General features: G+C 67.3%; 8 protein-coding genes and 1 pseudogene. 2 read left to right on the top strand and 7 right to left on the bottom strand.

What is annotated here, in order from left to right:
* The 5 genes from U4Y91_RS36225 to U4Y91_RS36205 all read right to left on the bottom strand — a co-directional run.
* On the bottom strand, positions 1-2,718 hold a 2,718-nt coding region (locus U4Y91_RS36225), incomplete at its 3' end, for an ESPR-type extended signal peptide-containing protein (protein WP_321809076.1).
* Between the two features lie 1,132 nt (positions 2,719-3,850).
* Positions 3,851-4,753 carry a ferritin-like domain-containing protein gene (locus U4Y91_RS36220; protein WP_321809075.1) on the bottom strand — a complete coding sequence of 301 codons (903 nt, stop codon included), beginning with the start codon at positions 4,751-4,753 and terminating at the stop codon, positions 3,851-3,853.
* A gap of 92 nt (positions 4,754-4,845) precedes the next feature.
* Positions 4,846-5,064 (bottom strand): hypothetical protein, encoded by a 219-nt coding sequence (locus tag U4Y91_RS36215; RefSeq protein ID WP_006749916.1) that lies wholly within the window; start codon positions 5,062-5,064, stop codon positions 4,846-4,848.
* Between the two features lie 224 nt (positions 5,065-5,288).
* On the bottom strand, positions 5,289-5,939 hold the full coding sequence (locus U4Y91_RS36210) for an NADPH-dependent FMN reductase (RefSeq protein ID WP_059466925.1): 651 nt from the start codon (positions 5,937-5,939) through the stop codon (positions 5,289-5,291).
* Positions 5,940-6,239: 300 nt separating this feature from the next.
* Positions 6,240-6,545 (bottom strand): NIPSNAP family protein, encoded by a 306-nt coding sequence (locus U4Y91_RS36205; protein WP_124485090.1) that lies wholly within the window; start codon positions 6,543-6,545, stop codon positions 6,240-6,242.
* 327 nt (positions 6,546-6,872) lie between these two features.
* On the opposite strand from U4Y91_RS36205, the gene U4Y91_RS36200 reads away from it, so the two are divergent.
* Entirely contained in the window at positions 6,873-7,718 is an 846-nt protein-coding gene (locus tag U4Y91_RS36200) for a GNAT family N-acetyltransferase (protein ID WP_321809074.1), read from the top strand.
* 28 nt (positions 7,719-7,746) lie between these two features.
* Here U4Y91_RS36200 and U4Y91_RS36195 read toward each other — a convergent pair whose 3' ends face one another.
* Entirely contained in the window at positions 7,747-9,099 is a 1,353-nt protein-coding gene (locus tag U4Y91_RS36195; protein ID WP_321809073.1) for a DUF3999 domain-containing protein, read from the bottom strand.
* On the bottom strand, positions 9,096-12,521 hold the full coding sequence (locus U4Y91_RS36190; protein ID WP_321809072.1) for a DUF2339 domain-containing protein: 3,426 nt from the start codon (positions 12,519-12,521) through the stop codon (positions 9,096-9,098). Before U4Y91_RS36190 ends, U4Y91_RS36195 begins: the two co-directional genes overlap by 4 nt.
* Between U4Y91_RS36190 and U4Y91_RS36860 the strand changes: the two are divergent.
* Positions 12,490-13,401, top strand: a pseudogene (locus tag U4Y91_RS36860) (ATP-binding cassette domain-containing protein); the annotation flags it as partial. The gene U4Y91_RS36190 and the pseudogene U4Y91_RS36860 sit on opposite strands and share 32 nt — an antisense overlap.

Raw genomic sequence — 13,401 nt, 5'->3', positions numbered from 1 at the left:
AGTGGACAGCGAGCTGATCGAGCTGTTAGCCGACGAGAGACCGGTCGACGTGGACGTCGACAGCGACGCGACCGAGCTGTTGGTCGAGCTCAGGCCGGTGGACAGCGAGTTGATGCCGGTCGAAGTCGAGGTGGACAGCGAGCTGATCGAGCTGTTAGCCGACGACAGACCCGTCGACGTGGACGACGAAAGCGACGTAACCGAGCTATTGGTCGAGCTGAGGCCCGTGGACAGCGAGTTGATGCCCGTCGAGGTCGAGGTGGACAGCGAGCTGATCGAGCTGTTAGCCGACGACAGACCCGTCGACGTGGAAGATGACAGCGAAGCGACCGAGCTGTTGGTCGAGCTGAGGCCGGTCGAGAGCGAGCTGATCGAGCTGTTAGCCGATGAGAGACCGGTCGACGTGGACGACGAAAGCGACGTAACCGAGCTGTTGGTCGAGCTCAGGCCCGTGGACAGCGAGTTGATGCCCGTCGAGGTCGAGGTGGACAGCGAACTGATCGAGCTATTAGCCGACGACAGGCCGGTCGACGTGGACGACGAAAGCGACGTAACCGAGCTATTGGTCGAGCTCAGGCCCGTGGACAGCGAGTTGATGCCGGTCGAGGTCGAGGTGGACAACGAGCTGATCGAGCTGTTAGCCGACGAGAGGCCGGTCGACGTCGAAGTCGAAAGCGAAGCCACCGAGCTGTTGGCCGAACTAAGTCCAGTCGACAGCGAGCTGATGCCGGTCGAAGTCGACGTGGACAGGCTGGCAATGCTCGACGTCGTCGTGCTGGCGACCGCATAAAGCTGGCTACCGTTGATCGCGTCCGTGCTGGTCGCGCTGATCAGGCCGGCGGCGACGTTCTGGATGCGCCGCTCCGCCCCGGCCGCTCCGACGCTGACGACACCCGCGGAGGAACTCGCGCCGGCGTAGGTGCCGAACGTCTGACTGCCGATCGTCGTGCTGGTGACGGAACCCGTGCCGCCGGTCGCCGTGTTCGCGGCGCCGATCGTGGCGGCATTGGAGCCGAGCGCGACCGAGCCAGCCACGTTTGCATTGGCACCGGACCCGAAGGCCTGCGCGTTGGTGGCGCTGGAGACCGCGGTATCGCCGATCGCGACGCCGCCGGCCGCGGTGGCCGTGCTGCTGTTGCCCAATGCGACCGAGCCTTGACCGGTCGCGGAATTGGCATTGCCGATCGCGACGGCGCCCTGGCCGTTAGACGCGTCGTTTGCACCGAGCGCAACGGCGCCCGTACCGATCGCCGAGTTCGGGTCGCCGATCGCGACCGCGCCGTTGCCCGTCGCCGTTTGGCCGCGACCGATCGCCACGGCCCCGCCGATCGCCGTGCTGCTGTTGGCCGTCGTACCGCTCGAGCCGATCGCAACGTTCTGGCCGATCGCGCCGGACACGACGCCATCGCCTTGAGCGATGCCGAAGGCGCCGTTGACCGTCGCGCCGCGACCCATTGCAATGCCGGAAGTCGCGGTCGTCGCGACGGACGACTGGCCACCGATCGCGATGCCATCCGATGCGGCCGACGACGCGGCTGCCGTCGTATTGCCGCCGATTGCGATGGATCCTGCGCCCGTCGCCTTGGCGCCGGAATACGAGCCGGACACGACACCGCTGCCGATGGCGACCGAGCTCACGCCCGATGCGGTAGAAAAATTGCCATAGGCCGATGCGGCCGTGCCGCTGGCCGTTGCCGCATTGCCGGCGGCAATGGCGTTCGCACCGCTCGCGGACGCGAAATTGCCGAGCGCGGTCGTGAAGTTTCCGCTTGCGTTTGCCGTGTTGCCGTATGCCGACGCGTCCTGCCCGTTAGCCGTGGCCAGATAGCCGACCGCGGTTGCCGAGGTTGCGGATGCCGTACCCGTCGTACCTTGCGCAAAGGCATTCTGGCCAATGGCGATATCGCCACTTCCGAGGGCTTTCGACGTACCGAACGCAATTGAGTTGCCGCCGGCACCGGTTGCCGACGAACCCATCACGACCGCATTGTTGCCACTGGCGGTCGATGCAACGCCGATCGCGATCGCCGACGTCGCGCCTGACGTGACTGACGACTGACCGCCGATCGCGATCGAGTCCGAAGCGGCTGCTTGCGCGCCCTTGGTTGCGTTACTGCCGATTGCGATTGCACCCGCACCCGATGCGATGGTCGAGTTTGCCTGGGACAGCGGCGTCGTGCCGTTACCGCCTGCGCCGCCGATCGCGACCGAGTTCAGCGCATTCGCGGTCGAGCCGAAGCCGAGCGCGGTGGACCCGGTGCCGCTGGCGGTGGTTTCGAGGCCGGCGGCCGTACCCCACAACGCAGCCGAGCTGAGGAAGCCCATGGAGGTGCCGCCCTTGCCGGTGACCTGAGAGTAGGTGCCGTAGACCGTCGCGGCGAGATTGTTGTTGCCGGATGCGTTACAGCCGGTCACGGTCGACCACGTACCCGAGCCGTCGGTCGGATACGAGTTGGTGTCGCCCATGGTTATGCGCCCGGCTGCCGTGCTGCCGCTGGAGGACGTACAGCTCGATGGCGAAAACTGTCCGAATCCGTTGACTGTCCCGGGGATGTAAGTCGACGCGCTGGCGAACGATGGCAGACCGATCGTCAGCGCGGCGAGGGCCGCGACCACAACGGCGGACTTGTTCGGCTTGCCCCGTGCCGAATCGTGTTCGGATGCTGCGACCCAGGCGCCAAGGGCTTCGTTCCAGATCGAGCGGTACGTGCGGTTCATGTCCTACTACCTCCAAATAAGCACGCCACACACCGGTCTCTTTCGTTAGAGGAATCTGCCGTGCGCTCGCGCGAATCTTAAAATTGATGGGCGGAGTTTATTTGAGGCGATATTTTGAGATTGACAAACAGTGATAAATCTAAGGTTTTGGAAGTTAAAAGATAGTTAATGGATCGTGTTTTGAGCTGTTGGCGCGTAAGAAAGTTGAAAATGACTGGAAGGTGGAATGAAGGTCGCGTGCGGATGCGGTGATGGATGAAAAAAGCCATGAAAATCAACGTGATGACGGGGTTTTGTGTGCGGAGCCGCACATTGGCTAACCCAAAAAGTAAGACAAATGAAACGACAAACGTTTGCGGCAAACGTTTGCCTTTCTGTGTTGTAATATTCGATAGAACGCTAGTTCGTATGCATTGGGCGCTCTTGTTAATTTATTAATGTGAGATTTGATGAAGATTTTTAATTGTATTTATTGATTTCCTGGTAAATCAAAAAAACATGAATCGCAGATTGTCTGATTATGCTGGTTTGCGCATCTCACCGGCCGCGCGCGCCCGTGGGGCGGGCCTTCCCCGGCGGCCGGTTCCACAAAGTTGTAAAAAAGTGCTACAGGTGCTTGGCTCAGCTATTGGGATTCCCGTTCCGAATCTGTCCAATTGACGTATTTCATATGATGGGTTCGGGCACGGGGGAGACGAAGTGCCAGATCGCCCGCGCCCGGCAGTCTTGCAACCGGAGTCGTTGCGATGATGGCGGGTCGTCCACGATGGCGGCCGAAGACGCGAACGATGGGGGCAACGGGGAGCCGCGAGCAGGAAACCCGGATCTGCTTCACGGTGACTCGACCGTGCTGGCAAGGGAGCATTCCGCGGGAGAGAAAGACGACGCGCAAGCGCGTCGGATGAGCATCGTCAGGCTGATGGGCGTCCGTTGGCTGGCGTGATGCCGCGCCCAAATCGCCGGATGCGAGCCGGGGTGTTGTTCGTTTTCGTCCGGAAGGGTGAACCGCGGTGCGGATGGCAGCCGCGGCAACGCGCCCCGGTTCTGCTACCCGGTCCGGGCGGCGCAGTACATCGTCCCGGATAAGGCGCCGGCAGCTGGCCTGCGCCGCAGGCAACCCGCCGCCGCGGCTTCATTTCCGCATGAATCGCAGCGCGAGGCGCGCCATGCGCGGCACGAACCTCGGGCGCAGCAGCCGTTTGTCGTACCCGGCCATGCGCCGGTCGTTCTCGCTGACGCACAGTTCGATCAGTTCGCGCGGGTTCAGCGCATCGCCTATGTCGGCAGTGCTCGTCGCCGGAAAGTTCGCGTCGTGCGCGACGCCGTCCGCATCGATCCCGCGCGCGATGCCGATACGTTCCCGGATCAGGAATGCCCACACGGCCGCAACCCGTGCGAAGAACCACGGCCGGCGCCACCACGGCAAACTCCGCCAGTACCACGCATACCAGTTCACGAAGAACAGGATGTGCCGGCCTTCCTCCTGGATCACGGGCTCGAAGGTGTCGACGAGTTCGGGCGGGAAATAGCCGGAGCGCTGCGCGGAGCGGAACAGGCCGAACGCGAAGAAGCTGTCGATGCATTCGCTGAAGCCGGTCATCATCCACGACCACTCGGGGTCCTTCGGTGCCGGATAGGCCGGTTCGGGCGTGAGCTTGATGCCGTATGCCTGGACCAGCTTCGACAGCACGACCTTGTGCCGAGCCTCCTCGGCGCCGTCCATCTCGAGCGCCCGGCGCAGCAGCGGATCGCCGACGGTTGCTGCGAAGGTGGCGACGCGGATCGACGCGCGGCCTTCGGTCTGCACGGCGATGTCCCAGATCGGCAGCGACGTGAGCCGCTTGAGTTCGTCGGGCTTGAGCGGCGGCCAGTCGATGACGGCCGGTTTGTACGGATTGTGCGTATCGAGCAGCATGCGGCAGAACATTTGCCGGTGCGCATCGGAACCGATCCTGACCGGACCTTGACGTTCGAAGGTCCAGTTGCGCATGGCGTGATCCGCCGCTGCATGGTCTTCCTGCAGCGTGTCGGACATGGCTGTTGTTATGCGATTACGAGACGAAAGATTCTTGCATAGCTTCTGTAATCGCGTATTTTCGAGCAGCCCTGCGCTGCCGGGTGCTGCGCTCAGGCCTGCGTGTCGACCCAGAGGCGTCCCCAGCGGGACGCATACGCGAGCGCGTGTTCCTCTTCGAAGAAGAAATCGATCGCGTCGAACGACACGGCGCGCGGTGACGGGCCGCCGCTTGCCTTTTCGATCGTCAGGTTCGCGGCGAACAGCCCGTTCGGCAGCCGGGCGGCGGCGGGGGCGACTTCATAGCCCTTGTAACGGATCGTGCGGTTCATGGCGTGCGCATGGAAGGTTCGGGCTTTCAGCGTACGAAAACCCGCGGCCCGCGTGAACCAATCTTTCGGCCAATGCAAATCACGTGGCGGGCCGGATCGTTATCGGGGTGGGGAGCCGGCATGAAGCAGGCGGCAGCGGTGCGATGCGCGCCGGACGGTCGAACGCGCGCAGCCCGCGCGCGGCGAACGTCGTCGGCCGGGCGCGGGCTGCGGGGAGGCAGGGATTACTGGTTGGCGATCTTCAGCACGGGCGCGAGCGCGTCGACCGATGCGGCATGCGTGGCCGCGCGATGCGACGCGAACGCGAGCGCGAATTCGGCTGCCTGCGAGCCGACGGTCTCGAGCTGCGCGACGACCTTCGGATCCGAGCAGCTGTCGGCGCTGTCGAAGCGGGTTTCGAGCGTGTTCACGGTGGCGCCGAACGGGGTCGGCCAGCCGCGCAGCGCGTGGACGATCGACCGCAGCGACGTCAGCACGGTGCCGGCGGCTTGCCAGCCGTAGGCCGTGACGATCAGGCCGACCGCGCGGCCGTCGAGGTACGGGCGCTCGTCGGCGCGCAGTTCCTCGAGCGTGTCGAGCGCGTTCTTCACGAGGCCGGACACGCCGCCGTGATAGCCGGGCGTCGCGATGATGATCGCGTCGGCTTCGCGCACGGTGTCGATCAGTTCTCGCTGCGCGTCGGTCAGCGTCTTGTGTTCGGGGGCGTAGTGCGGCAGCGTATGCAGGAACGGGCCGTCGAACAGGCGCGTGCGTGCGCCGGCGGCTTGCGCGCCGCGCAGCGCGAACGACAGTGCGCGCTCGGTCGACGACGCGGCCCGGGTGGTGCCGCCGATGCCGACCACGAACGGGCGGCGGTGTTGATCGAATGCAGTCAAAGGGCGCTCCTTGGGGATGGCTTGCCCGGCTAAGCACAGGCTTAAAACCAGATGGTAACGACCCCGCCGCCACTCTGAAAACGACTTTTCGTTCTATCGATATGCCAGGCACGCGGGGCGCGCGTGCGCGCGGCGACGCAGATGGATAGCAGAAATGCTTGGTTGGGACGGCGAGCCGCGCTCGATAAGATGGGCCCGTCTCCTCCATGATGTCTCTACTGACATGGGTTGGCCCCGCCGCGCGGATGCAGGCGGGGCTTTTTTTCGTCCGGCGTCGGAAAGGGGGCGCGATGCGCGGGGTTACTCGAACACCGGCCGGAAGAAGCTGCGCTCGTAGCTGACGATGCAGCGCGTTTCCTCTGCATACCGGAACGCGGCCTGGCACGCGGGATCGGCCTTCGAGCGTTCGCGGTAGCGCTCGTATTCGGCGAGGCTCGGGAACGAGAACATCGCGAGCGCGATGTTGCTCGCGCCCTCGGAAGGCAGGAAGTAGCCGTGGTGCGTGCCGCCGAATTGCTCGACGAGCGGAATCCACATCTTGCCGTAGGTTTCGAACTGCTCGAGTTTGTACGGATCGATGACGTAGCGAAGGAAGCAGGTGACCATGGGCGCTCGCGGTGCGGTGGAGGATCAGCGAGTCTGGATCGCGTCGCCGGGTGTGTCAACGACGATGCGGGGCGCTCGCGCGGGGCATCGCGAGTCCGGAATCGCGCGGCATGGTGTCGGCGACGAAGTGCGCGTCACGCATTGCTTGCAGGCACAACGATCGGTGTGTGCGACCACGTGACCGAAGGCGCCGAACGCATGAGCATGCACACCGTCGCGCCATCGCTTCGCTTCTCATCGATTTCTCGTCATTTTTACGACATTTTTTCTTGCGACGCGTCGCGGCGCGCTCCTAGACTTCGGTCATCCTGACCACGGAGCGCTGCCATGTCGATACCTCGGAACCCGATCGCCGAACGTTCACCCGCCGCGCCGCCCGCCGTGCGCGCCGACCGGGTCATCGTGCGGCGCTTCGATCCGGCATTCGACAGCTACACGCAGCTCACCGCGCTGCTGCATCGTGCGTTCGCGCGACTCGGCGCGATGGGGCTCAACTGTACGTGTGTCGACCAGGCCGAGGAGGTCACGCGTCGCCGCGCGGAAGCGGGCGAATGTCATGTCGCGGTGTCCGGCTCTCGCGTCGTCGGCACGATGACGCTCTACGCCACCGATCCGTCGTCGCCGTGTTCGCTGTACCGTCGCGACGGCGTCGCGAGCGTGCGGCAGGTGGCTGTCGATCCCGGCTGGCAAGGCGGCGGGATCGGTGCGACGCTGCTCGCATTTGCCGGGCAGTGGGCCGCGTTGCGCGGTTATTCGCTGCTCGCGCTCGATACGCCGCATCCCGCGTCGCATCTGCTGGCGTTCTATCGGGCCCAGGGCTTCGACGTCGTCGATAGCGTGCGCTTCACCGGCAAGCGCTATGACAGCGCGATCCTGTGCAGGCGTCCCGTTGCATGCGTCGCGCGTCGCATGTCGCCGGCATCGCGGCGGGTCGTGCGGCATGTCGCGATTGCGCAGGCACGGGTGGCTCGCACGATCGCGGTGCTCCGGGCCGACTGGCGCGCGCGTCGCGGCACGCGCTCGCCGGCGATGGGGGCGGCCGGCGCGGCCAGCTGCCGCTCGTCGCCGTGGCGTCCGCGTCCGCACGGCCGCGTCGCGGCGCGAACGGTGCAAGCGGTGCAAACGGTGCAAACGGTGCAAACGGTGCAAACGGTGCGCGCGGCACCGGCCTGATTCGGTGTGCCGGCGTGGTGGCGTGGCCCTACTCGTCGCGAGCAGGCGTGTCGCCGCCGCCGCGTGCGAGGCGCCATGCGATCGTGCCGAGCACGCCGACCGCGACGACCAGCGCACCCCACAGCACGTAACGGCGGGCCGCATCCGTATCGGCTGCCGGCCCGGGCGGGACCGCCGAGGCCGACAGCGCCGCACCGACGCGCGCGGGCCGCACCTCCGGCGCCATTCCGACCAGCAGCGCATCGCGGCTCACGGCCGACGACGGCAGCGACGCATTGCCGACACCCAGCGTGAACGGCGGCGTGCCGCGCGCGACGAAGGTCAGGGCGGCCGGATGCCAGCCGACCGCGACGGCCGGCTGGCCGCCTCCGAGCCCGCCGTTGCGCATGTCGACGACGATTCGCCACGCGCGATCGGGATTCGACGTAAACGCCAGCGGCGGGTTGCGCTGTTCGCCGCCCTTGCCCTGCAGCCGGAACAGCACGGCGCCGGCGACCTCGCGCCACGGCGCCTGCGCGTCGGGGCGACTCTGCAGCGTTGTGCGCGCAACCGTATTCGGTTGCGGCAGGTCGATGCGCACGCGGTCGACCGGATAGGCGCCGTCGGTATCGAACAGATACTCGCCGGGTGCGCTGCCGGCCCGCACATGGACGGCTTCGCGCCATTGACGCGGCACGGCAGCGGAGTCCGTCGTGCGCGCATCGTGCGGTTGCGTTTCGATCTCGATCGATCCGATCGCGGGCGCGCCGTCGAGCCAGTCGAGCCGCAGGTAGCGCGGTCCCGCGCCCTCGAGCGCGATGCGTTCCTGCACCAGCAGGTCGCCACCGCGGCCGACCTTCAGCAGTTGCGTGCTGCCGAGCGAGCGCCAGCTGCGCAGGTCGTCGCTCGCTTCGACGGCGACACGGCCCTGGTAGCTGTCGTCGCTCACATGCACGAGCAGCGCGTCGACCTCGCCGTCCGCATGCGACAGGTCGACGAGATCGGCCGCGTGCTTTGCGCGAGCCGGCGCGGTGACGGCCGCGCGCAGCGAGCCGTCCGGCGCGACCGACACGCCGAGCGGCGCGTGACCGTCGTCGGTGCGCGCGGGCGGCAGCGGGAACCAGTGCACCGGCGTGCGCGTCGGCGGCACGGCGGCCGCCGCAGGCGCATCGAGCGAATACGGCACGGGCTCGCCGGCGCCGTTGAACACGCGCACGTCGCCGAGATCGTCGCGCCGGCTGGCCGCATAGACGGCCTGCGGCACGGTGAGCTGGTAATACGCGGCGCTCCCGTCGAGATCGAGCGAGAAGCGCCGGGCGACGCGTTCTGCGCCGGGTGCGCCGTCGGCCGTCGCGAACGACGTCAGCAGGCTCAGGCCGAGCAGGGCTGCGAGTCGTTTCATGGTTGGGTGTCGTCCCGTTGGGCCGCGGCCTTCGGCGGCAGCGGCGAGAAATAGCCGATCAACAGCAGCAGGATGCCGATGCCGATGAACGACACGATGCGTTCGATGCCGGTGACGTGCGACAGGTCGAACAGGAACAGCTTGATCACCGTGAGCGCGAGGAGCGCGGCGCCGACGAACCACAGCGGACGCAACCCGCGGCGTGTAGCCCAGATCATCGTCGCGAGCGCGCAGAGCGTCCAGTACACGGAGACCGACGCCTGCACGAGCGTCGATTCCGCCATCGCGTCGAATGCGTACGGCACGCCGGTCCAGTGATGCAGCGTGCGCAGCAGGATCGCGTTCAGCCACAGGAACGCCGTTGCGCCGGCCACGCCGAGCAGTTCGACGCGATAGTTGCCGAACGGCCAGCCGAGCGTGCGCGCACGCACGAACCACGACGCGGCTAGCGCATAGACCACCACCAGCACGAGGTCGAGCGGATTGAGCAGAGGAATGCGCGCCCAGCTGCCGCCGTCCTGCGTGAAGTTCGCGTAGAAGGTCCAGGCCCACATCACGACGATCAGCGGCAGCGACGCGAGCGCGCACACGCGCGCGATGCCGTTGCGGCGCGTCAGCCACATGCCGGCGAACGCGAACAGGCTCCAGCCGACCATGAACACCTGCTGGATGCCGAACGACGACAGCACGGTGTCGATGTCGTAGGCCAGGTGGAAACGCTGATGCAGCGTGCGCAGCAGCAGCGCGTTGAACCACAGGAACACGGTCGCGAGCGCGGCAAGGTCGGCCGCCAGCGGATGCCAGGCGACCCCGAGCGTCTTCAGGCGGCGCAGCCAGGCGGCGAACGCGACGAAGATCAGCAGTTGCGCGACGTCGAGCGGATTGAGCAGCGGCAGCCAGAACAGCGGCGACGCATCGCCGTCGCTCGTCACGCTGGCGATGCTCCACAGCCACAGCAGCGCGGCGAGCGGCGCGGCACCCCATACCTGATACGCGCGCGGGAACGCGGCGATCGGCCAGCGCAGGCGCGAGCCGGGGCCCGACACCAGCAGAAGCAGCGCGCCGAAACCGTAGGCCCACGCGCTCCAGCTCCACGCGCCTTCGGGGACGAACGCACGCAGGCGCCAGAAGCCCTCGAGCGAGAACAGCCCGCACAACGTCCAGAACATCAGCGTGTGCAACGGCGCGATCACGGGAACGGGGATGGCCGCCACGGCCGACGTGCCCGCCACGCCCGCCGCATCCGCCGCATCCGCCGTGCCTGCCGCGCCCGTCGCCGGACCGGCGGCCGCCGTGCCGCGCGACTGCCGCAGCAGCAGCGCATAGCATGCGATGACGGCGATCGGCCACGCGAACACGCCCATGCCCGACAGCGGCGCCTCGTGCGAATCGAACGCGCGCAACGCGAGCAGCGCGAGCACCGGCGTCAGCGCGAGCGCCGGCCATTCGGCGATCGGCCACGTGAGCTTGCGGCGCGCGACGTGCGCGAGCCACGCGGTGCCGGCTGCGAACAGCGCGGTCGCGTCGACGACGAACCGGTCCGCATGCAGGTCGACGTGACGGCCCGCGTAGACGAGGATCTCGTGCAGTCCGCCGCTCAGCCACCACAGCAGCCCCCACGCCGCGGCGGCCGCGCCGACGTCCGGCATCCACGCGTGCCACGCGCGCGCTTCGTCGCGTCCGTGCAGCCACCAGCCCGTGAACAGCCCGGCGAGCGCGATCAGCAGCATCGCGATGTATGCGCTGTTGAGCACCGGCAGCGCGTTCGTGTCGGCCGGGCCGAGCAGGCTCGTGAAGAATGCGCCGGCCGCGGCGATCTGCATCAGCAGGCCGAAGCCGAACGGCGCAAGGCGCTTCTCGCGCACGCCGACCCACACGATCGCCGCGCCTTCGATCGCCCACGCGGCACTGGTCGTCGGGCCCGAGAACGCGAGAGGCACCGCGAGCGTCGCGAAGATCACCGCGAGCGCGAGCATCGCTTCGAACAGCAGCGCGAGACGATCGCGGCGCCGCGCGAGCCAGGCGGCGATCGCGACGTAGAACGCCGACAGCGCGACCGCGCTCCATGCGAGCCCGAACGGCATGTCTTTCACGAGCGATGCCTGCAGTGCGGTCGCGACGATCGGCGTGCCGAACACGAGCGTGCCGTCCACATAGTGGCGCAGCGCCAGCTCGCGTTTCACCGCGTACAGCAGTGCGATACCGACATACATCAGGAAGAACAGGATCAGGAACGGCTCGGTGGTCGCGAACAGCGCGGGGCGGTACGCCGTCACGCCCCACGCCGAGCCGATCGTGAACGTGAACACGAAGCCGAGCAGGTTCAGCGGACGCCAGGCCTTGAACCACGCGATCGCGAAGATGCCTGCGTTCAGTAGTGCGTAGTAGCTGAACAGCGCGACATGGCTGCCATGGCCGGTCGACAGCAGCACCGGCGCGAGAAAGCCGCCCGCGCTGCCCATGAACGCGAGCGGCAGCGCGTTCTGCTTCACCGCGAGGAACGCGCTCAGCGCGCACACCGCGACCATCAGCGGGAACGCCGCGCCGACCGGCAGCAGCGTGTAGAGCTTGGTCGCGGCGAAGATCGTCAGGTACAGGATGCCGATGCCGCCGCCTTGCAGCACGAGGCCGTACGCCGCGCGGCGCGCGCGCACGCGCCAGCCGATCGCGAGCAGCGCGGCCGCGGCGAGCGCCGTGCCGGCCAGGCGGAATTCGATCGGCAGCATGTTGTTGTCGGCCGCGTACTTGAGCAGGAACGCGACGCCGAAGAACAGCACGATGATGCCGACGCGCACGACCGTATTGCCGCCGAGCAGCCAGTCGCGCGCGGCGCGGAACGCGCGTTCCGCGATACCGGGTTCGCGGGGTTTTGGCGGGGCGGGCGGGGCAGGCGGCGTGGTCGTTGCGGGCGTACTCGTCGGTGCGCCGGCGGCGGCCGGTGCGGCGCTCGTCCGCGTGGCGACTGCCGGCGCGGGAGCGGGCGCGGACGCCGACGACGGCACGCCGGCGCTCGCGACGGCAGGCTGCACGGATGGTCGAGGCGGGATCGCGGCGGGCGCAGGCGTGATGGCGGAGGGAGGCGTCGACGGCACCTGCGCGGCGCTGCCGGTCGTCGCGGCACCGGCCTTCGCGCCGGCGAGCTGGCCGCGCAGCACGTCGAGCTCGCGCGTGAGCGCGTCGACCGTCGCTTCGAGGCGCGCGACGCGATCGGCGAGCGGCACGGGAGCGGGTTGCGGCGTCGCGGAAATCGCGAACGCGTCGGGTGTCGTAGCGCCGTGCTTGCGCTTGCGTTGCTGCAGCGCGTGGCCGATGCAGAACCCGGCCGCCGCACCGAGCAGCGTGCCGTTGGCGGCGGAGAAATCCCCGAACAATGCGGCGATACCGCCCACGATGAAACCGATTGCGGCAAAAGCCCAATTCATCGCCTTGCTCCCTCTCTCATTTCGTTATCGTCCTTCGATCGTCGCGCGGCCCGATCGAGGCTGTTTCCGTATGGCCGGCAGGCGAACCGGCATGCGCGGACTGCCGGCGCAGCGCCGCGCGCAAGGCGCGCGGCGACGTCGCGATCGGCGTATTTGCCGGCAATGTATCACAATGGCCATGGGGGATTTTCTGGGTTGCGGGCGGGCCGCGAAGCATGGCTGTCGCGCGTTCGCGGCGCCGGTTTTCGTACGACCATTCTTTTTGCCGGCGCCGGGCAGGCGAGACGGTCCGATCGGACGTGGAATTGTCGCAAAGCGACGCGCGGTTTTTGCGGGTTGTCGCAAAACGCCGCCGCTCGCGCGTCGCGCTGCTGCGCACAAGTCCCGCCCGCGATGCCCGCCGTTGCTGGCTGTGCGCGTATTGCGTTGCCGCAATCGGGGGCCGCCGAGCGCCGCGCCCCGCGGGGCGGGGCTGCGGGGTGTGTCGTATTTGCGCAAGCGTTTGTCGTAATTCGTCGGCAGGTCGGGGTTTTTTCTGGCAACTATGTAGGCACGTTGAGTGACACGCGTGAGTCCCCCGCTACACGAGGAGAAGGTTTCGATGGATGCCCCCAAGGTCGTAGTCGAAGGTCTGTGCAAGGTATTTGGAAGCAACCCGCAGCAGGCGCTCGACATGCTCGCCGCCGGCGCGACGAAAGACGATGTGCTCAAGCGTACCGGTCAGGTCGTCGGTGTGCACAACGTATCGTTCGACGTGCAGGAAGGCGAAATATTCGTGCTGATGGGCCTGTCCGGCTCCGGCAAATCCACGCTGATCCGCCTCGTGAACCGGCTGGTCGATCCGAGCGCCGGCAAGGTGCTGATCGACGGGCTCGACGTT

The sequence above is a fragment of the Burkholderia sp. BCC1993 genome, from assembly GCF_905339865.1.
Taxonomy (GTDB): domain Bacteria; phylum Pseudomonadota; class Gammaproteobacteria; order Burkholderiales; family Burkholderiaceae; genus Burkholderia.
The sequence above is the reverse complement of the archived record's forward strand: the minus strand, read 5'-3'. Positions and strand labels throughout refer to the sequence as shown.